Genomic DNA, 21,629 nt, shown 5'->3' on the forward strand with positions numbered 1-21,629 from the left:
TGTTTAAAGTTTTTGTATATTTGTTAAACAAAAATGACAAAAACTATCGCAATAATAGGATCAGGCTTTTCTTCGCTAGCCGCTTCTTGTTACCTGGCACAACAAGGAAACAAGGTCACTATTTATGAAAAAAACCTAACCATTGGCGGTCGGGCAAGACAATTCAAGAAAGACGGTTTTACATTTGATATAGGACCAAGCTGGTACTGGATGCCAGATGTTTTTGAGCGTTTTTTTCAGGACTTCGATAAAAAGCCTTCGGATTATTACGAGCTTATAAAACTAAATCCTGCCTATCGTGTTTATTTTGGAATAAATGATTTCATTAGCATTTATGACAATTTAGAAGAGATTAAAGCTGTGTTTGAAGAGATTGAAAAAGGAAGCAGTAAGCAGCTCGAAAAATTTATCAATCAAGCCAAAAGCAATTATAGTATTGCCATAAAAGATTTAATATATCGTCCCGGAGTTTCTCCTCTGGAATTAATCACAAAAAAAACGGTTTTAAAACTCAATCAATTTTTTAATAATGTCAGCTCTGATATTCGCAAGAAATTTAAAAATGAAAGACTGATTCAAATTCTCGAATTTCCCGTTTTATTCCTCGGAGCGAAGCCAGCTAAAACACCATCATTTTACAATTTTATGAATTATGCCGATTTCGGACTCGGAACCTGGCATCCAAAAACCGGAATGTTTGATGTCATTCGAGGAATCGAAAAATTAGCTTTAGAACTTGGCGTTACCATCAAAACAAATTCTTCCATTGAGAAAATAATTGTTGAAAACAGAACTGCCACGGGAATTATTGTAAATGGAAAAACAATAAAAGCTGACATCATTTTAAGCGGAGCAGATTATCAGCATACTGAAACTTTACTGGAAAAAGAACATCAGGTTTATTCTCAAAAATATTGGGAGAGTCGAATCTTTGCCCCATCTTCTCTCTTGTTTTTTATAGGGTTCAATAAGAAAATTGAGAACATTTCGCATCATGCCTTATTTTTTGATGTCGATTTTAATCAGCATGCGGCAGATATTTATGACAATCCAAAATGGCCTGAAGCTCCTTTATTTTATGCCAATTTCCCGTCTAAAACAGATCAGACTGCTGCACCAGACGGAATGGAAACAGGGTTCTTCTTAATTCCGCTGGCACCCGGAATTGAAGATAACGAAACATTAAGAGAGGCATATTTCGAAAAGATAATTACTCGTTTTGAGCAGCTTACACAACAGGAAATCAGAAATAATATTATATTTAAGGAGTCCTTTTGTAAAAACGATTTTGAAGCAGATTATAACGCCTATAAAGGAAACGCTTACGGAATGGCTAATACATTATTACAAACCGCATTTTTGCGTCCAAAACTAAAAAGCAAAAAAGTACGTAACTTATATTTTACAGGGCAATTGACAGTTCCCGGGCCAGGTGTTCCGCCTGCATTAATTTCAGGAAAACTAGCTGCTGAATTAATTCAAAAATCTTTAAGGTCTTAAAAAATGAAAACATTATTCGACGCCGTTTCTTTTAAATGCAGCAAATTGATTACCAAGAACTACAGTTCCTCTTTTTCGCTTGCTGTAAAAATGCTGTCGCCAAGCATTCGCGATGCCATTTACAGCATTTACGGATTTGTTCGTTTTGCTGATGAAATTGTGGATTCTTTTCACGATTATGATAAAGAATCCCTGATTGACGATTTCGAAAAAGAATATTACAAAGCAATGGAGTTAGGAATCAGCCTAAATCCTATTTTAAATTCTTTTCAGCATACTGTAAAAGAATATAATATTACCGACGATTTGGTTCAGGCTTTTTTAAAAAGCATGAAACTCGACCTTATAAAATCAACTTACAACACACAAGCCGAATATGCTGATTACATTTACGGTTCTGCCGATGTTGTAGGTTTAATGTGTTTAAAGGTTTTTGTATCGGGAAAAGAACATAAATACGAACAGTTAAAAAACGAAGCCATGCGATTAGGATCGGCCTTTCAGAAAGTGAATTTTTTGAGAGATTTAAAAGATGACAATACCATCTTGAACCGAACTTATTTTCCGGGCGTTAACCTCAACAATTTCAACGAAGATTCAAAAGCACAGATCATCAAAGAAATCGAAGAAGATTTTCGTATTGCATATCAGGGAATTGTAAAACTGCCAATCGAAGCCAAATTTGGCGTTTATACCGCATATGTTTATTACAGAAAACTGCTTAAAAAACTAAAAAAAACACCTTCTCATGAAATTGGAAATTCAAGAATCCGGGTTTCAAATTATACAAAAGCAGGGCTTTTAGCACAGTCGTTTGTGACGTATAAATTGAAGCTGGTTTAGATTAAACGAACAGTTTGTCATTTCGACCGAAGGGAGAAATCGCACTCGAAACTCCGCAATGTGAAGAACCAATCTTTGTCGAATCCCGTGTGCGATTTCTCCCTTCGGTCGAAATGACAAACAAAAAAATAATCTTTAGAGTCAATCTTTAATAAACTATAGCTAAACTCTACAGATTTTAAATCATAATTTTAATAACAACATTTATAAAATGATTTCTTTTTTAATCTTTTTAGGCGTTTTTCTGTTTATGGAATGTGTTACCTGGCTTACACACAAATATATAATGCACGGTTTTATGTGGTATTTTCATGCTGATCATCATCAGCCAAAATACGAGCATACTTTTGAGCGCAACGACATTTTCTTTGTCATTTTTGCTACGCCGAGTATTCTTTTATTTTATTTTGGAGTTGAGGGCGGGTTCAACTATTTGTTTTTTATTGCCTGCGGTATTACGCTTTACGGAGCTTGTTATTTTTTAATTCACGATGTATTAATCCATCAGCGTTTTAAATGGTTCAAAAACACCAAAAACAAATACCTCGTCGGACTCAGAAAGGCGCATAAAATACACCACAAACACCTAAATAAAGAAAAAGGAGAATGTTTCGGAATGTTGTTTGTACCATTAAAATATTATAAAATGTAATTATTTGGGCGTTCCAAAAAACATTTGTAACAATTGATTTAGTTAGAAGATGAAATTATACAAGATAGCAACCGTACAATATGTAAATGCCAAGGTCGAAGACTGCTGGGATTTTTTCTCCAGTCCCAAAAACCTGCAGACTATTACACTCGACAATATGAATTTTAAAATCAAAGATTTTGATGAAAAGCGAATGTACCACGGGCAGATTATAACCTATACTTTACGGCCGCTTTTAGGAATAAAAATTTCGTGGGTTACAGAAATCACAGCCTGTAAAGAAAATCATTATTTTATCGACGTTCAGCGTTTTGGCCCTTATAAATTATGGCATCATAAACACTTTTTTGAACGAACAGCCGATGGCGGAACCAAAATGACAGACATCGTTCATTATGCGCTCCCACTCGGAATATTGGGAAGAATTATGAATAGATTAGTGGTGAAGAACAAACTAAAGACCATTTTTGATTTCCGTTATAATAAGATCGAGGAATTGTTTAATTCAAAATCACAGCCAAAGATTATACAGATTAATGCAGAGCAAAAAAGCATATAATTTATTTTTAAACACATAGAGACATAGTATTCATAGCTTTTAAAAAGGCGTTTCACTTGCATAAACAAACATAGATATTACTATGTGTTAGAAACTTGTTTCTTTTTATATTCTTTTACATAAAAATAAAATCTATGTTTCTATGTGTTTAAAAAACCATACACAATACAAAATATTCGTCAAGCGAAAATTATAAAATGACAAAACAAAAAGTTTCCTTTTTCTGGTTCAGACGTGATTTACGTTTAGAAGACAATACCGGATTATTTCACGCTTTACAAGCCAATTTTCCTGTAATTTCATTATTTATTTTTGATGATGATATTCTGGACAATCTTCCAAAAAATGATGCACGGGTAAGTTTCATTTACAATTCACTTCAAAAAATAAATACCGAATTAAATACTTTTGAATCTTCTATTTTAATCAAAAAAGGAAAAACAAAAAATGTTTGGAAATCACTTCTGGAAGAATTCGATATTCAAAACGTATTCTTCAATAAAGATTATGAACCTTTTACTATTAAACGCGATACTGCAATTTGCTCTTTATTGAAGGAAAATAATATTGAATGTTTTTCTTTTAAAGACCACGTTATTTTTGAAGAAAAAGAAATCACAAAAGCCGACGGGCTTCCGTACACGGTTTATACACCTTATAAAAATAAATGGCTCGAAAAGTATCATTTAGCAGGATCTGCTCCAGAATATGATTCTGCTCCATTTCAATCTAATTTTGCAAAAAATCAATTTCCATTTCCAGAATTAGCAGCAATTGGTTTTGAAAAAAGCCCGATAAAAGTGCAGTCGCACAACTTAACTCAAATTGCCAATTATAAAGAAACAAGAGATTTTCCGGCTCTTGACAGTACTTCTTATCTTTCGCCGCATTTACGTTTCGGAACCGTGAGTATTCGAAAATTAGTAAACTGGGCAAATCGAAAAAACCAGACTTTTTTAAGCGAATTAATTTGGAGAGAATTCTTTATTCAGATTCTGTTCAGTTTTCCTAATTGTGTCAATCATAATTTTAAATCGGCATACGACGGAATTCAATGGCGAAATAATGAAGAGGATTTCAAACGCTGGTGTTCTGGAACAACCGGATACGCTATCGTCGATGCCGGGATGCGCCAGCTAAACGAAACAGGTTATATGCACAATCGTGTTCGTATGGTTGCGGCTAGTTTTTTATGCAAACATTTATTGATTAACTGGCAGTGGGGCGAAGCTTATTTTGCCGAAAAACTACTGGATTTCGAACTGGCTTCAAACGTTGGAAACTGGCAATGGGCTGCAGGAACAGGCTGTGATGCAGCACCGTATTTCAGGGTTTTTAATCCTGAAATACAACAAAAGAAGTTTGACGAAAAAGGCGAATATATCCGCAAATGGATTCCTGAGTTTGATTTTGGTTATAATGAACCTATGATTGATCATACCTTTGCGAGAGATCGCGCGATTGCAACTTATAAAGCGGGAATCATTAAATAAAATTCCAATTCCAAATTGTTCTTAATCTTGTCATCCTGAGGAACGAAGGATCACACTAGAAGCTCCGCAAACAATATCGCCAATCTTTGTCGATTTCCGAGTGTGATCCTTCGTTCCTCAGGATGACAAACTAGACAAAAAAATCTTTGTCAAATGTTTGAAGTTTCACGCTGTGTAACCTGAAACTTGAAACCTGAAACAAAAGAAACAATTCTTAATACTTCAAATAATTCTCCACAGCAATTTTCGCTTTCAAATCGAACATTAAACTATAAAGTCCAAAGAACAGTTCATGTAAATAAATTTGTATCCGCTCTTTTTTTGCATTTTTCTCTAATAAATGCTATTCTAATACTTATTTCTTCGGCAAAATCCTTTTCTTTTCAATAAGGCCGTTTTCTTTCAAAACACACAACTGATTAACAATCAAGTATTTATTTTATTTGTAAGAAAAAAAATACATTAATTTATGTTTGTAAGTTTTTAAATACAAAATTTTTTATATATTTTGCATTTTTTTTAAGTACAAAATATAATTTTTGTTATAACAATTAAACAAGTAAAAAACATATATAAAACAACTTAGCAACCTTTTATTGGTATCAATTTTAAATTTTAAAAATAATGAATATGAAGAAAATTGTATGTATGCTTTTATTAGCTCAGAGTTCATTTATGATGGCGCAGACAGAAACGTTTATTACCACCAATGGTAAAAAAGTAGAAATAAATCCTAACTCATTAAATACTGCTGACAATGGCTTATCTGCAAGTAATGGAAAAGTTCAATTAGGAGGAACATTGAATAAACCTACACAAATTGTAACAACCAGCTCAAATACATTAACAATACAAGGACTGCAAACCGGTGCCGGTACAGATAATGTACTGGTTGCAGATGCTAATGGTGTATTAAAATGGGTAACAAGATCCTCTTTTTTGGGTGATAATTTAGGTAATCATACCGCTGCTCAAAATTTAAATATGAGCAATAAAAACATTACTAATATTAGCAATGCTTATATTAAAAATGAAGCCCAAATTCTAGATAGAACCCCTGAAAATACTAATTATTTTTCATTATATAAGAGTAATGGAATATTTGGCATTTATAGTTCAAATAAAGGAGGAAATCCCCTTGAAATTGATGAGGCAACTGGTAAAAATACTGTAAGCTCACTTCGAATAACAAAAGGAACAGATAATATAGCCCCTGTTGCTGGTGCGATTGCTACTTCTGCAGATAATAATGGTAATGTAAAATGGGTGGCTCCATCTGAAGTAACTCCTGTAGGAACTGCCTTTTTTAAATATACATTACAAAGTGACGCAAGTTTTGCAGGTAATAATGGAAAAGTGAAATTTGATAATAAAATCGTTGATAAAAGTAATTTAAAAGCTAGTATCGTTGATAATAGCGGAACTTATTCAATATTTGTTGTCCCAAAGACAGGTTTTTACAGCATTACGGCAGCAGTTTATCAGTTTTTTGCCAGTACCGGGACTATTTCTACACCTGTAACAATGAGAGGGTCTGTTTATATAAATAATGAAACTACTGGGACAAAAATAGGAACTGTCGATCTTTATGCACTTTCAGTTAGTCCTTATTATTGGACACCTGGTTTATTAACATCGATAGAAAAATTAAATGCAGGTGATAAAATATCTGTTAGCTTTAGTAATAATTTTGCATCTCAATCTGGTATCACTGCTGGAACTAATGTTGCAGGAGATGGCGGGCATCCATCAGTTACCTATTTTTCAGGTTACTTTATTTCAGAATAATAAAAAAGAAACTTCTGGAAGTAGATTATCTTTTTGCACATTGTTTTCTTAAAAGAGGAAGTTACAGCTTCCTCTTTTTTGTTAAAAACCCTAATACTTCAAATAATTCTCAACCACAATTTTCGCCTTCAAATCGAACATTAAATTATAAAGTCCGAAGAAAGTACGGTTCATATAAATAAAGTGCTTAGAACCACGATTTCCGTTCATTTTTTTCAAATTCGTATCTTCAGAAAAACGTTTTCCTAATTCTGCAATCGCATTAAAAAAAGTTTCATCGGCAAAATCAAAAGTTTCGTTTTGAAAAGGCTTCGTGAAAAGCGATAATAAATCATGAAACATTTCGGTGAAATATTCTACTTCTGACGGAGAATCGTCAGGACGGAGAATTTCTAATTCGAATAATTTTTTATTAAACAACGCTTCATCAGTAATAACATTTTTGTTGATTAACTCAAAATACGGCATGTAAAACTCCTCAGGAATTTGTTTCATACAGCCAAAATCTAAGGCAATTAATTGATTTTGATCGTTAACTAAAAAATTTCCCGGATGCGGGTCTGCATGTACTTTTCGCAAAACATGAATTTGGTACATATAAAAATCCCAAAGCGCCTGCCCTATTTTATCTGCAGCTTCCTGATCTGTATTTTTAGCTGTAAATTCAGAAAGATGAATTCCCGTCATCCAATCCATTGTAATGATTTTCTCTGATGAAAATTCCGGATAGTAATTCGGGAAAATAATATTTTCAATTTTACTGCAGGCTTCTACAACTTCCTGACTTTGTTTTAATTCTAACAAATAGTTCGTTTCTTCGATAAGTTTATCTTCAACTTCTTTGAAATATTTATCTGAATCTTTTCCCTGCAGATTAAACATTCTAATTGCGATTGGTTTTACCAAAGCCAAGTCAGAAGAAATACTGTTGGCAACACCCGGATATTGAATTTTAACGGCCAGTTTTTTATTGTTTTTCTTTGCTAAATGAACTTGACCAATACTTGCAGCATTTACAGAATTTGCATTGAACTCATCAAAAATTTCATATGGTGTTTTGCCAAAATTAGTTTTGAAAGTTTTTAAAACCAAAGGTGCAGAAAGTGGCGGAACTGAAAATTGTGATAAAGAGAATTTCTCCACATAAGCCTGAGGCAAAAAGTTTTTGTCCATGCTTAACATTTGAGCTACTTTCAAAGCGCTTCCTTTTAAGCTTTTAAGTCCGTCATAAATATCTTCGGCGTTATTTTCGTTAAGTTTATCGCGGGTTAAATCTGGGTTTACTACTTTTTCAGCATAGTGCTTTATATAATTTACTCCAATTTTGGCGCCGGTTTGAACTAATTTTCCGGCTCTTTCTATTTTTGAAGTTGGAATATAATCGATTGTTTTCATTGTTTGGTGTATATTTTTTCTTTGAATAGAAATTTTCCAAAATCTATCAAATGGTTCATTGGCGCAGCATTCATTAATTCAAATGATGCATTAACAGATTTTTCGATAAATATGTCTGTTTTTTCAAAAGCAGCAGATTCATCTTCCATCCAGAATTTAATGGTCAGCATTAATTGTAACCATGCCGATTCCTGAATGGCTTTTTCCTGAAATTTCTGCAATTTTTCCTGTTCTAATCTATAATCATCAGTTAGGATTTCAGAAACATATTCTTTAAAACTATTTCTAAGTGTAGTTAACTGAACCAGGTTTTTAAGCGGATTTCTATCAATTTTAAGCGATTGTAAAACGTAACTTCTGTTTGCAGTTAGGATTTCGAAGAAAGTAAAATAGAAACTCAGCATTTTATTCTTCATGTCATATTCCTGATATTCTTCATTTTTATGAAGTAAGTTAACTGTGTTTTCAAAAAACAGTCGGAATATTTCTTTTTCTAAACCTTCTAATGTTCCAAAAAAGGAATAAAACTCAGCTTCGGTAAAATCATTTTCTTTGGCAAAATGATAAACTGATTTTGGTTTTTGGCCTTTTTCTAAAACTTCATCCATATATTTTGAAACGATATCATCTTTGGTAATTACCTTCTTTTTAGTCGCCATTTTATTTAAAATTTAGAATTTGCCATAAAGGTAAACATTGTTTAAGTACCTTTACTAATGATTAAACGGCAAGCACTGTTAAATATATTATAAACTATTATGGCTCAAAATGTTCTATTAACCGGAGGAAGCGGATTCATTGGAAAACATTTAGCAAATATTCTAATTGGAGCTGGATATTCTGTGTCAGTTTTGAGTCGTTCTGATAAAGAAAACACTTCTGAAATCACGTATTATAAATGGGATTTGGACGGAAATTATATGGATGAAAATGCCGTTCTAAATGCTGATTTCATAATTCATCTTGCGGGCGAAGGAATCGTTGAAAAAAGATGGACAGAAAAAAGAAAAAAAGCAATTTTGGAAAGCCGCATAAAACCAATTGATTTGATTTTTTCGGTTTTAGAAAAAAACAATAAAAAGCTTAATGCTTTTATTTCGGCATCGGGAGTTGGAATTTACGGCGCTGTTACCAGTCACAAAATTTGTACAGAAGAAACGCCGGCGGCAGATGACTTTTTAGGCACGACCTGTCGGGTTTGGGAAAATGCAGTTGATAAGATCGAATCATTAGGCATTCGAACCGTAAAAATCAGAACCGCAATTGTTTTGGGAAAAGATGAAGGGTTCCTAAAAAAAGTTAACCCTAATTTTAAATCTGGTTTTGGGGCAGTTTTAGGTTCGGGAAAACAATATTTACCCTGGATTCATATCGAAGATTTATCTCAAATTTATTGTAAAGCAGTTTCAGATGACCAAATGCATGGTCCGTATAATGCGGCCGTGACAGATAACACTACAAATTTGAGGTTTTCTAAAATATTAGCAGCATTATACGGATATGCTATCTGGCTTCCTAAAATCCCTCCTTTTATTCTTAGAATTGTTTTAGGAGAAATGAGTGAAGCTGTTTTAACAGGGCAAAGGGTGTCATCAGAAAAAATACAAAAAACCGGATTTGAATTTCAGTTTACCGATTTAGAAAAAGCACTTATAGCAAGCATTAATTAAAAATCATTTCAAAGTTAAAAACTTCATATCTTCGCTTTGTACAACTCCAAGTAAATTAGTATTGGCAGTTTTTGAAATTTTACTGGCTACAACACTTGGTATTGCAATATTAAAATCTGAAAGTGAGATTGGATAATTACACGAAATTTGAATTCCGTCAGGAACTCTTTTTATCAAAGCTTTCATTTCAATAATTTTCGATTTTCCGTGCAGATAAAGCTTTCCCTTTACATCATATTCCTTTTCAATTCCATCAACGTTTTTTAAATCAAATTTTGCAACTTTTCCTTTAAATACAGCCTTTGGATAACGATGGCTTTCAATATAGTTTTCATTAAAATGCTCTTGCATTAAATCCATTTTAAAACGAAAATCTTTGATTACAACAGTACAAATTAAAGCACTTGTTTCTGGTTCAAGAATAATAGACCCGAGTTTATTTACTGCTTTTACTTCTTCAAAAAAAGGAACAGAAGCTTCAAAATTTACAACTGCCTTAGTGGTTTTAAATTTGTCTTGGGCAAGTATTGAAAATGCAGTAAAAAATAAAATAAGCAATGTAGTTCTTTTCATAATCGTCATCAATTAAACAATTATGTCATTCTATTTTTAAGAAGAAAATTACAAGATAAAAAATAGAACGGCAGTACTCCGTGAAAAAATTTCGTAACCAAATTTTATACTTAAAGTTACGAAATTTCGAGACGCAGAGTTCTTGAACTAGTGCTAAATATTTGTGAATATTTTGGGGTGTAAAATGGTAGTTGTAATATGTAAAATGTAAAGTCCCTACGGGACAAAAACGTGGTTGCAATTTTATTTTTTTTCTACCGATATGTAATCTCTACGAGATATTTTTTTTAATTTGATAGTGAAACAACAAATGCCGTGTAGTCCCTACGGGACAAAAACGATGTCGTCAATTTATTTTTTTTCCTACCGATATATAATCTCTACGAGATATTCCGCTAGGAATTATATATCGGTAGCTAAAAAATAACGAATGACCCAAATGTCCCGTAGGGACTTCACAGCCATTCACACGATTGATCAATTTTTATCCATGCATTGGCGTACAAATCTCCAATAAAAAACCGTCCGCATCTCTTACATACGCTACAACTTGTCCCCATGGTTTTTTCTTTGGTTCTGTAACTAAAACAGCCCCAAACGAAGTTGCTTTTTGAACGAGCTCACCAACATCTTCTGTTATGAAACCTAATTCAATGGCAAAAGGTTTGGCTTCTAAACTGCTTTCTATAAAACCATCGCTTAAATTATGCGATGCTAACTTTTTTGATGCAAAAGAAATCGTGGTTTCACCAGTATTTAATTCTCCATAATCATTATCCGGGCTTATAAATTTCCTTGCAAATCCAAATGCGTTTTCATAAAACTCAATTGATTTTTCTACGTCTTCAACGTATAAAATTGTATATCCAAACTTTATCATGATTTCTTTATTTAAATGTGTATCAAATATAGATAGGGAAATTTAGCTGATTTCTAAAAGCACATTGTATTTATCTAAGCTTGCTAAGTCTTCGATTGAGTTAATATTGGCAATTTTTTCGTGTTCTTCTACTTCTTTTCTAACTTCGATGTGTTTGATTGCTTTTCTAAAACGTCGCACTTCTTCGAGATTAGATAAAATAAGTCCGGGAACGGGAACACTTTTTCCTTCTTTATCTTTGGCAACCATTGTAAAATAAGACGAATTACAATGTTTTATAACTCCGGTTTGAATATTCTCCGCTTCAACACGAATGCCTACTATCATTGAGCTTCTTCCAACATAATTTACAGAAGCTTTCATGGTTACTAATTCTCCAACTTCTATTGGTTTAAGAAAGTTTACTGTGTCAACAGAAGCCGTTACACAATAGTTACCGCTAAATTTTGAAGCCGAAGCAAACGCTATCTGATCCAGCAGCTGTAAAATATATCCCCCATGAATTTTACCGCTAAAGTTGGTATGCGACGGAAGCATTAATTCTGAAATGCTGATTTTTGATGAAGAAACGGGTTTAAAATCTGTAGTCATGTTTTTGTTTTTGGAAATTTCTATAATTATTATTTTAAACACATAGAAACATAGTTTTCAAATGTCGTTAAAGGTGTTTCACTTGCATTAACAAACATAGCTATGTGTTAGAGACTAGTTTCTTTTTAATTCTTTCACAGAAAAATATCCCGATAGCTATCGGGACTATGTGTTTAAATATTTTCTTGATTCAATAATTCATTTTCATCCGTATTTAAAGCTCTGTTGATGATATTTTCGGGAAGTGATTTCTTGGCTTTTGCACCCATTTTTTTCAATTTTTCTACACTCGAAATCAGGTTTCCTTTACCGTCAACAAGTTTGTTCATGGCGCTTTCATATTCTGTTTTGGTATCTTTAATTTTATTTCCAATTCGAACTAAATCGGTTACAAAACCTTCAAATTTATCGTATAAAGCTCCTGCTTGTCGGGCAATTTCAAAAGCATTTTCCTGCTGCTTTTGGTTTGCCCACATGCTGTCTATTGTACGCAGTGTTGCTAATAATGTACTTGGAGTAACAATTACAATATTTCTGTCGAAAGCTTTATTGTATAAAGTCGAATCTTCGTTCAGCGCAATAGCAAAAGCCGGTTCTATCGGGATAAAAAGCAAAACAAAATCCGGGCTTTCTATTTGGTATAAATCGTGATAATTTTTATTTCCGAGTTGTTCTACGTGGCGTTTAATTGACAAAACGTGTTCTTTAAGCCAATCGATTTTTAGTAAATCAGATTCTTCGTTTACCCATTTTTCGTAAGCAACAAGAGAAACTTTAGAATCGACTATCATTTTCTTACCGTCTGGAAGATTGATTACAACGTCAGGAAAAACACGGTTTCCTTCGCTGTTTACAAAACTTTGCTGTACTTCATATTCGCGGCCTTTTTCTAAACCAGATTTTTCGAGAACGCGTTCTAAAACAAGTTCACCCCAGTTTCCCTGCATTTTGCTGTCGCCTTTTAATGCTTTGGTCAGGTTTAGGGTTTCTTTGCTCATTTGAACATTCATTTCGCTTAAACCAATAATCTGCTGGCGAAGCGCCGCATGATAATCGATACTTTCTTTATGGGTTTGATCTACTTTTTGTTCAAATACATGAATTTTATCCTGAAGCGGCAGCAGAATATTTTTCATATTCTCGCTGTTTTGTTCTGTAAATTTTGCCGATTTTTCTTCGAGAATTTTATTGGCCAGGTTTTCAAATTCTTTGGTGAATTTTTCCTGAAGTTCGTTTATTTCACTTTTTTGTTCTTTATGGCGTTCCCATAAATTTTCAAAATCAACTTCTTTTTTAGAAAGCTGAATTGCCAGACTATCTTTTTCTGTTCTGATATTTTCCTTCTCAGAATTACTTAAATGAAGCTGTTTCTGAAAATTATTTCTTTCTATTTCAAATTGCTCTTTCTGCAGTTGAGACTGACTCGCATTTGCATTTAATCTTTCTTCTAAGCTCACTTTTTCTGCCTGAAATTTAGCAGAAAACAACATTTTTCCTAAGTATATCCCCAGAAACAAAGCAATTATAAAAGCCAATAAAAGTGGAAGAAATTCTAACATGTCTAAGTTTATTTTAAGTAAAAGTACGCAATAATACGTAGTGCTTAATTTTAAAAATTAAAATTTCACGAATTAGTATTAATTCTAAATTAAACAAACATAATTCTTTGTTTTTAACGCAACCATTTTAAAAGTGTACCATCTACATGATATAACCTATTAAAAAATAATCATGAAAAAATTAATGTTGAGCTTATTTATCGCTTTTGGATTTAGCGCCTGCTCTCTTAGTAATGACGACCTGAATGTTGATTGTGGAACTAATGCAGATTTACCTTTTTCAGGTTTCCCTCTTTTATGCAATTATAGTGTAAAAAATTTGCCTAATAATCCAAGTGCACTAATTGTAGGTTCTCAGGAAAAAATGGATGCTTATTTTACAAAACATGAAAATACATGTACAGTTGCAAGCGATCCAAACATTGATTTTTCAAAAAATTATTTAGTAGCACTTTTTGCCGGAGTAAAACCTACAAATGGTTACGCAATAAAAATTACTTCAATTGTAGAAAACAACTGCGAAATCATTATTAATTTTTATGAAAAAGGGCCGCAGACAGGAGAAACTTTAACGCAGACCCCAACTTATCCATCTGATTTCATTTTGATTCCAAGAACTTCAAAAGCAATTTTATTTAACAGAACAAACGAAAGCCCTGATAATATTGTAATTGGAAGTTTTGCAACTACAAACGACTTTTTTCAGCTCAATGACTACAATGTTTTAAAATTTCTTGGTGTAACTACCGGAAACTATGAGTTTGCACAATATAAATACAATGCAAAAACAGTAAGAAGTGAGTATACATTATTCTCAAAAACAATTCCTGCAGAAATTTTAGCAATTAAAGGTCAGACAAAAACGTATGGTACACCAGGTGCTCAAGGTGGTGTTTATTTTGAGCTTCGCCAAGGAATTACGGTAACTAAAATTACTATTGACAATAATGATACTGCAGATCAAAGCAGTGAAATTAAAGCTTTCAAAATGGCAATTAAGGCAAAAATCAACAGCCTAAAATAATATTCTTTGAGTACTGTCTGTATCTTTTACGACCCAACAAAAGATACAGATATACTTGATAATCAAAAACTAACACAAAATACCACTGGTTCTGACTATTTACAAAATGTAGTTTTGTAAGCTTTTAAGAACTATTTTTGCAAAACCAAATTAATCCATTTTTTGAAAGACGATTTAGAGAAATATATTAAGCTTTGCATGAAAAATGACAGAGGAGGGCAACTGAAAATATATCAGTTGTTCTCTCCTGTTTTATATGGTATCTGCCTTAAGTATATGAAAAATGAAGACGATGCGAAGGATGTTTTCCAGGAAGCATTTGTAATTGTTTTTCAAAAAATAGGCCAATATAAATTTGAAGGAAGTTTTGAAGGCTGGCTAAAACGGATTTTCATTAATAAATTGATTGAAACTATAAATAAGAAGAAAAAAGAGAGTTTCTTTTTAGATGTTTTTGATCCCGATACTGATTTTATCGAAGAAGAGGAACTGGACATTATCCCGATTGAACAAGAAAAACTGTTAGAATATATTAGGGATTTACCGGATCAATATCGAACGGTTTTTAACCTTTATGTTTTTGAAAAAATGAAACACAAAGAGATTGCCGAATTATTAAAAATCTCTGAAGGAACATCAAAATCAAATTTGAATCGGGCAAAGCACATTTTGCAAAAAAGAATACTGAGCATAAAAAATTTTAAGATAGCATGAAGAAGCAAAAAATAGAAGATATTTTTTCATCAATGGAAGACTTCTCGAGTGTTCCGCCTCCTGAATTGTGGGGGCAGATTGAAGAAAAACTAGACAAACCTAAAAAGAAGAAGAGAGCAATTCTTTGGTGGTCGGCGGCTGCATGCTTATTATTAGGCTTACTGCTTCCTTCTGTATTGTATTTTACTTCTAATAATTCCGGAATTAAAACAATACAAAACAATTCTATTGAAGATAATAATGTTGTTCTGGATCACAAAAATATTAACACAGATAAAACCAGAAGTATTCAAACTAAAGAAAATATCCTGGAAAAAGAATCAAATAATAATCGGGTTTCATCATCAGAAAAAACAACAAATCAATCAAACAGTAATCAATTAAATCAAAATCCGGAAGCAGTTAAAGCTCAGACTGGTTCTCAAAACAAAACAAACAATAGCCGCTTTGAACCAAAATTTAACGCTGAAAGAAATAATGCCGTAGCCGAAAAATCATTTATTCCGGCAAGAAGTAATACGTTTAATTCTGTTTCAAAAAATCAGATTTCAAACCATAAATACGGAAATTCAAATCAGGCTGCTGCCGAAAAATCATTTGTTTCAGCTGGAGGGAATGGATTTAATGCGGCATCTAAAAATCAAATTTCGACCACTAAAAAAGAGAATTTAAATAAGGCTGTCGCCGAAAAATCATTTGCCCCAAACAAATCGAATTCTTTTAATTTTGGTTCGAAAAGTCAATCAGACATTGAAAAAAGAAATGCTGATAAGATTTTGGCAGAGAAAACATTTGCTCCGGCAAAAACAAATAAATTTAATGCTGCTTCGAAAACCCAAATATCAAATTCAATTTTTGAAGAAAATCCAAATTCAAAAAACAATAACAATATTGTTTACAATGCTTTAAAATCTCCTTCTAATTCTCCTTTAAATAGAAATTTAATTGCCGTTAATACAAATAAAGAAAAACAAAACATTCAAAAAACTGCGGTTGATAAAAGCATCGTAAGCAGCCAAAACGATAATTCAAAAAACAATACTGTTTTTACCAATACCAGCGTATTAAGCAAAAAGGATTCAGTGCAGCTGGCAGAGCTTCAAAATTTAGAAAAAGGAATTGTAACTCCTGAGGAGAAAAAGAAAAAAGAAGAAAAATTATTATCAAAATCAGAAAAATGGGCTTTACAGCTTTTTGCAGGTGTTGCCAATTCTGAAAATTATAAAAACAATAAAACTTTAGGAAACGTAAACGATTCTAAACAAAGTAATTCATACGGCGTAAAAACACAGTACAAAATCAATAAAAAATGGGCCGTTGCTTCTGGTTTTAAAATTAATGAACTAGGGCAAAGTGTGGCAAATGTTTCTTATTTGAGCGCAAGAAATGAAGCTCTTTTTAGCTCGACTGATTATTTTGTAAAAAATGAAAGCGTTCCTCAAATTGCAACCAGCGCAAATTATCTTCTAGTCTCAAATAGTACTAAAGATGTGCTGCAAAGCGAAAATATCGAAACTGGAAATCTGGACCAAAATCTTCGTTACATTGAAATGCCCCTGGAAGTATCGTATTCTGTTTTTAATAAAAACAGGACAAATATTAATATAAACACTGGCGGATTTGTTGGTAAATTGATTTCAAACAGTGTATCGATAGATGGAAATTCTATGGGAGAAAACGTAAATGCAAACAACTACGTTTATGGTTCTACCTTAAGCAGTACTATACAATACCGTGTTTATAAAAAAACAAATGTATTTGTTGAGCCTGCTGTAAATTATTATGCAAATCCTTTAAGTAATCAATCTTTCAATCAATTTCAATGGGGATTGAATTTTGGATTAAATGTTAATTTTTAATATCTATAGTTTATTGTTTTTAATTACATTAGATATAACAAAAAGGCAGTTCAATTCGAACTGCCTTTTTTATTGAATTATGTTTGATTTATTGTAATTTGCAAGAAAAACAAACCAATAAATGGCTTTTAAAAATAATTGGAATGATATAAAATTTATTCCGAAGAATTTACAAATTGCAAAAGAACTGATTTATGATGTTTGCAATTTTGAATGTTCTGAACCTCAACCCGAAAAGGAAAGTCAGGAATATGACGCTTTCGATTTTAAAATCGGCGAAAGCCGGATTAAATTTAGATCGGCTAAAATTACTCCAACAAAAACAGGTCAGTTTGTAACTTTGTGGAAACGTAATAAAGCTGGAATTATCGAACCTTTTGATTATTTAGATACAATAGATTTTGTAATCGTCAGCGTTCAAAAAGAAAATCTTTTAGGTCAGTTTATTTTTCCGAAAGAGATTCTGCTCAAAAAAGGAATTTTTACTACAACTATAAAAGAAGGAATAAGAGCTACAAGAGTTTATCCGCCCTGGGACGAAACAACAAGCAGACAGGCACAAAAAACCCAGCAATGGCAATTGGATTATTTTTTGTCAATTTCTGATCAAATTGATATAGATCGTGCTAAGTTTTTACTTGGCAGATAGATAAAAACAAAAAGGCAGTTCGAATTTGAACTGCCTTTTTTTATGAATTAAACCCTTCTTATTTTTTTAGGATTTTTTCTTTATAAACCACTTTATTATTTTCTGATAAAGTATAAATGTAAAGTCCCGGATATAAATTGCGAACAGACAATACTGTATTTGAAAGCTCCTGACTGCTATTAATTTCGATAGGATTTCCTAATACACGGCCATTTATATCGTAAAGTCTTAGTTTAAAGTTTCTGTTTTCGTTTGTTTTTACGGCAAAATTTAAATCATCAACCGCCGGATTTGGATATGCTGTTACAAAAAATCCATTTTTAGATCCAAAATCAGGAGTAGACAAAACATCTTGTTTTAATTCAAAACGAGCAATTACAGGCCCGTGATCTGATGTTGTTGTGGTATAACCCGGGATATCATTACGAGGATCATAAACTGCAATCGAGTTAGGAATATATTGATCGTTTAATTCATTAGAAATTATAATGTGATCTAAAAATCCGCCTGAACTTAAAAAACTGTAAGCACCAGCCTGGCTGATTCCTAAAGTAAGTGCATTGTAGTTACTAGTATCTGTAACAAAACTTTCGTAAGAAGAAGGATTTGGCGTAATTACAGATGCTTTTACATCATCATTATAATCTCCTAAAATAATTAAATTAGAGTTTGAATAATGTGCATCTAAACTGTCTTTTAAAACCTGGGCATCATATTTACGCATATTGTATCGTGAAATATCACTTCCGCTGTTTGCACGCGCGTGAAGATCAATAAGATTGATTTCTTTTGTAAATCCGCCCATATTGGTTTCGATCGTTACCAAATATGGCAAACGTCCAGAGGAGAAAAAACTCGACCCGTTTCCGCCAGGATAATTAGGCAGTGTTTTTGTTCCTGCACGAACTTCGTCATAAAACTCTTTAAACATAACACGAGTCTTTTTTACTGTTGTTGTCTGCGTGTTATAAAGTACTACTAGTTTTTGCGGCGGGAAATTCGGATCTGGCGCTTCAAAAGAATACGACCATGATGTCGAAGTTGTTTTATCGAATGTTTTTCCGTTGATATTTATTTTTTGAATTAAAGCGTCAATTGACGGGTCATCAGAAACTTCCTGAACAACATAAACATCTGCATTTAGCTTGTTCATTACTTTGGCAACATTTTCAATCTGCAGTGCATCATCTGTTGGGCCAAACTCTACTCCGTCTGTACCTTTTACATCACTGCCAAAAAATTCTAAATTATAAGTTACCACATCAAATGTATCTGTTTTTGGTAAAGAAGAACCCGTTAATAAACCTATTTGTTTGTTTAATGAAGTTCCGGTAACGGTTAAAGATCCGGATATTGACAATTGTTTTGTAGTTGGTGCAAATCTTACGTAAAGTGTTTTTCCGGCTGCAGCATCGGCAGATGAAACTGTTAAACTCGATTGAAATGTCACATTATCCAATGATAATTCAAAAGATGCCGGAGCTGTAATTGTAATATCATCATAACCTTCTGCATTAAAAACGAAAGACTGACTTGCCGAAACAGTATTTGGTGCAGTATCTCCAAAGTCTAAAACAGGGTTTGAAGCTACATAACCCGCTTCATTTGTAATTGCTGCATCGTCAAACGACCATTCGGCAGCAAAATTAGTTCCTCCCGCTGTAGTTTCATAAACCCAGGCTAAATAAGTATGGCTCGTTTTGTAATCATTTAATTTGATGTATTGCGATTTGGTATAAGTTCCCGTAACAGTTGGGAAATTACCTTGCAATTCTGTCCAGGTTGCCGTTTCAGGATTACTTTTTCCATCGTAATCAGTAGATACCAATAATTTTAAACCAGGACCTGCATAAAATTTACGAGAGTAAAAAGATAATAATGCAAATTGCCCAAAAGTATCTAAACGCAATTTAGGAGAAATCAACCAGTCTTTACTCGCTCCCGAATCAGAATAACCGTTCATTAAAACTGCTCCCGTTCCTGAATTTACATTTCTGGCAACAGTTGTAGGCGACCATTTATTTACTGTTCCGGCTGCATTATACTGTGTCCATCCGCTATTAGACAAGACATTAGGATCATTAAATCCTTGTACGTACGGATTAATTCCTACTCCCGTCAGTGTAACTATTTTAGTAGCTGCACCATTTGATTCGTGCGTTATCTCTCCGGTAAAACTGCTGATTGCATTTGGTGTAAACTTTACATAAACAGTTGGAGCTGCATTTGAAGCAAAATCAGCAGCAGCAAATGTTAAGGATGAAGCAAATGTACTGTTATCTTTAGAAATGGTAAAGTTTGCTGTCGAAGTTAAAATAACGTCATCTGTAAGATTTGAACCTTGAATTTGGTACGTAAAAATATCTGAATCAAAATTTGTTTCAGAAAAACCTAAATTCAAAGAAGCAACCGTAGTTGTTAAAGAAGGAAGGGCAACACTTGAAGTTGCTGCATCTATTCTATTTACAGCAGACTGAATATTTCCATAAGGATCTTCGGAGACAGAAAAAACAGAGTATGAAGTACTCAAACTTAATCCCGTAAAACTTTTTACAGATTCCTGAGATGCATCTGTAATATCTAAAAATCCAGATTGCAAAGCAGCTGCTCCGGCGGCATCCTGTCCGGCTTTTATTTGTGCAATAGCTGGTTCTGCACTTCCTCCCGGTAATAACACATAATATGTTTTTCCTATTTCATCCAGTTTACTGATAAAATCAAAACTTTGAGATAAGATATTATCTACTTTTGGATAACCAGCTGCATTAACCGGAGCTAATACATCGCTTTTAATATCAACATTATCAATTGCAAATGAAGGACGTGCCCCTGCTCCTGAAACTTGTCTTGAAATCCATCGAATTTGTACTATTGGCTGATTGTCACATTCAGCCGGTAAAGTTACTTTTATCGTTTTTAAATTCTGAGGCGTTGTAACCGCTGTTGTCTGTTTTACATCATTATTTGCGTAAGCAGTTGATAATAATGATGTAAAAGGAGCGCTTGTACCAACTCTGTATTGTAAAACCATTTCATTAATACGAGTATTAGTTGCAGCAGGCGGCACATCGTATGGATTACGAATTGTCATAGCATCATACTGAACTTGTATTGCTTTTTGTCCGGTGCCATCAAAAGCAAAACCAATTGTAAGGTCTAATGAACCTGTATTTAAAAAGCCAATTTTGCCATCATAATTATGAAAATTTCCACTATTAGTTGCTGCAGTACTGCTAGCTGCTAAAGGTCTGTCTGCCACTAATGCTGCATTTGTATTAAAAGCAGATCCCGGAGCTGTAGCTGCAGTCCAGCCCTGAAACCCTAAAGGGTACGCTGTAACTGTTGGGGCAAAAGAAAAATTTTGCTCATAAGGCAAATTCTGAGGCGTTGGAAAAGTTTGCGCAACCAGACTTAACGAACACCAAAAAAAAGTTAAAGCCATGAGATGGCGTATCGAGTAAATGTTTTTCATAAGCTTAAAAATTGAGTTTTTAGAGATCAAATTTATACCGTTTAAAGTTAAGAGAATATTGTAAAAACATGAAATTATTGTAAGTTATTTCATAAATACCTCTAAAAGACACAGCAACATTTTACCTTTAATTATCGTTATCCTCAATAATAATGCGTTTTTAGAAGATTTTTCTGAGGCATAAATAAGCTAAAACCGATTAGTTTTATTAACAAGAAAATACCCTTGTTTTACTGTATTGTATTTTTGCAGATATAAAAAGAATGTCTCAAAAAGGAACAGCTTTAAATAATTTATATCGAAAAAAAGTGGATTAAGACTTTATTATAATCAAATATTATTTCACATTAAACTCACTTAAGTCAGTAATTTTTTCCTTACCATTTAATTTCATATTTCTGCGGTCTT

Annotated in this window: 18 protein-coding genes; 11 read left to right on the forward strand and 7 right to left on the reverse strand. The window is 33.0% G+C overall.

All coding sequences use genetic code 11. The features are described 5' to 3' along the window. Positions 1–33: 33 nt before the first annotated feature. The 6 genes from AABD74_RS00320 to AABD74_RS00345 all read left to right on the forward strand — a co-directional run bounded on the left by AABD74_RS00320 (position 34) and on the right by AABD74_RS00345 (position 6,835). Positions 34–1,500: a phytoene desaturase family protein gene (locus tag AABD74_RS00320; RefSeq protein ID WP_406844350.1), complete on the forward strand. Its 1,467-nt coding sequence runs from the start codon at positions 34–36 to the stop codon at positions 1,498–1,500. Positions 1,501–1,503: 3 nt separating this feature from the next. Then, positions 1,504–2,343, forward strand: coding sequence for a phytoene/squalene synthase family protein (locus AABD74_RS00325; protein ID WP_406844351.1), 840 nt, complete (start codon positions 1,504–1,506; stop codon positions 2,341–2,343). A gap of 211 nt (positions 2,344–2,554) precedes the next feature. After that, positions 2,555–2,995: a sterol desaturase family protein gene (locus AABD74_RS00330; protein ID WP_232683113.1), complete on the forward strand. Its 441-nt coding sequence runs from the start codon at positions 2,555–2,557 to the stop codon at positions 2,993–2,995. Positions 2,996–3,044: 49 nt separating this feature from the next. Next, a complete protein-coding gene (locus AABD74_RS00335) occupies positions 3,045–3,554 on the forward strand; it encodes an SRPBCC family protein (RefSeq protein WP_232683112.1) in 510 nt (169 codons plus the stop codon). 197 nt (positions 3,555–3,751) lie between these two features. Then, positions 3,752–5,047 (forward strand): cryptochrome/photolyase family protein, encoded by a 1,296-nt coding sequence (locus AABD74_RS00340; protein WP_406844352.1) that lies wholly within the window; start codon positions 3,752–3,754, stop codon positions 5,045–5,047. A 630-nt stretch (positions 5,048–5,677) separates the two neighbouring features. Next, positions 5,678–6,835 (forward strand): hypothetical protein, encoded by a 1,158-nt coding sequence (locus AABD74_RS00345; protein WP_406844353.1) that lies wholly within the window; start codon positions 5,678–5,680, stop codon positions 6,833–6,835. A 90-nt stretch (positions 6,836–6,925) separates the two neighbouring features. Here AABD74_RS00345 and AABD74_RS00350 read toward each other — a convergent pair whose 3' ends face one another. Continuing rightward, entirely contained in the window at positions 6,926–8,230 is a 1,305-nt protein-coding gene (locus AABD74_RS00350) for an ABC1 kinase family protein (RefSeq protein ID WP_406844354.1), read from the reverse strand. Continuing rightward, a complete protein-coding gene (locus AABD74_RS00355) occupies positions 8,227–8,889 on the reverse strand; it encodes a TetR family transcriptional regulator C-terminal domain-containing protein (RefSeq protein WP_406844355.1) in 663 nt (220 codons plus the stop codon). Before AABD74_RS00355 ends, AABD74_RS00350 begins: the two co-directional genes overlap by 4 nt. Positions 8,890–8,988: 99 nt before the next feature. Between AABD74_RS00355 and AABD74_RS00360 the strand changes: the two genes are divergently transcribed. Further along, complete coding sequence (locus AABD74_RS00360) at positions 8,989–9,900, forward strand: TIGR01777 family oxidoreductase (protein ID WP_406844356.1); 912 nt, start codon at positions 8,989–8,991, stop codon at positions 9,898–9,900. 3 nt (positions 9,901–9,903) lie between these two features. On the opposite strand, the gene AABD74_RS00365 is transcribed toward AABD74_RS00360, so the two are convergent. From AABD74_RS00365 to rmuC, 4 genes are all read right to left on the reverse strand, one after another. Then, the gene (locus AABD74_RS00365; RefSeq protein ID WP_406844357.1) at positions 9,904–10,473 is read right to left on the reverse strand and encodes a YceI family protein; all 570 of its coding nucleotides are present in this window, start codon (positions 10,471–10,473) and stop codon (positions 9,904–9,906) included. 484 nt (positions 10,474–10,957) lie between these two features. After that, on the reverse strand, positions 10,958–11,353 hold the full coding sequence (locus AABD74_RS00370) for a VOC family protein (protein ID WP_406844358.1): 396 nt from the start codon (positions 11,351–11,353) through the stop codon (positions 10,958–10,960). A gap of 42 nt (positions 11,354–11,395) precedes the next feature. Further along, positions 11,396–11,944, reverse strand: coding sequence for an acyl-CoA thioesterase (locus AABD74_RS00375; RefSeq protein WP_232683103.1), 549 nt, complete (start codon positions 11,942–11,944; stop codon positions 11,396–11,398). 173 nt (positions 11,945–12,117) lie between these two features. Then, positions 12,118–13,503 (reverse strand): DNA recombination protein RmuC, encoded by a 1,386-nt coding sequence (gene rmuC, locus AABD74_RS00380; RefSeq protein ID WP_406844359.1) that lies wholly within the window; start codon positions 13,501–13,503, stop codon positions 12,118–12,120. A gap of 172 nt (positions 13,504–13,675) precedes the next feature. On the opposite strand from rmuC, the gene AABD74_RS00385 reads away from it, so the two are divergent. The 4 genes from AABD74_RS00385 to AABD74_RS00400 all read left to right on the forward strand — a co-directional run bounded on the left by AABD74_RS00385 (position 13,676) and on the right by AABD74_RS00400 (position 17,749). Beyond that, on the forward strand, positions 13,676–14,527 hold the full coding sequence (locus AABD74_RS00385; protein WP_232683101.1) for a protease complex subunit PrcB family protein: 852 nt from the start codon (positions 13,676–13,678) through the stop codon (positions 14,525–14,527). Between the two features lie 162 nt (positions 14,528–14,689). Then, positions 14,690–15,241 (forward strand): RNA polymerase sigma factor, encoded by a 552-nt coding sequence (locus AABD74_RS00390; RefSeq protein WP_232683100.1) that lies wholly within the window; start codon positions 14,690–14,692, stop codon positions 15,239–15,241. After that, the gene (locus AABD74_RS00395) at positions 15,238–17,100 is read left to right on the forward strand and encodes a hypothetical protein (RefSeq protein ID WP_406844360.1); all 1,863 of its coding nucleotides are present in this window, start codon (positions 15,238–15,240) and stop codon (positions 17,098–17,100) included. Before AABD74_RS00390 ends, AABD74_RS00395 begins: the two co-directional genes overlap by 4 nt. A gap of 121 nt (positions 17,101–17,221) precedes the next feature. Beyond that, the gene (locus AABD74_RS00400; protein WP_406844361.1) at positions 17,222–17,749 is read left to right on the forward strand and encodes a MepB family protein; all 528 of its coding nucleotides are present in this window, start codon (positions 17,222–17,224) and stop codon (positions 17,747–17,749) included. 58 nt (positions 17,750–17,807) lie between these two features. On the opposite strand, the gene AABD74_RS00405 is transcribed toward AABD74_RS00400, so the two are convergent. After that, positions 17,808–21,221, reverse strand: a complete 3,414-nt coding sequence (locus AABD74_RS00405) for a choice-of-anchor J domain-containing protein (protein WP_406844362.1) — start codon at positions 21,219–21,221, stop codon at positions 17,808–17,810. Between the last annotated feature and the right edge of the window lie 408 nt (positions 21,222–21,629).

This window comes from Flavobacterium soyae, from assembly GCF_045348165.1.
Classification (GTDB): Bacteria; Bacteroidota; Bacteroidia; order Flavobacteriales; family Flavobacteriaceae; genus Flavobacterium; species Flavobacterium soyae.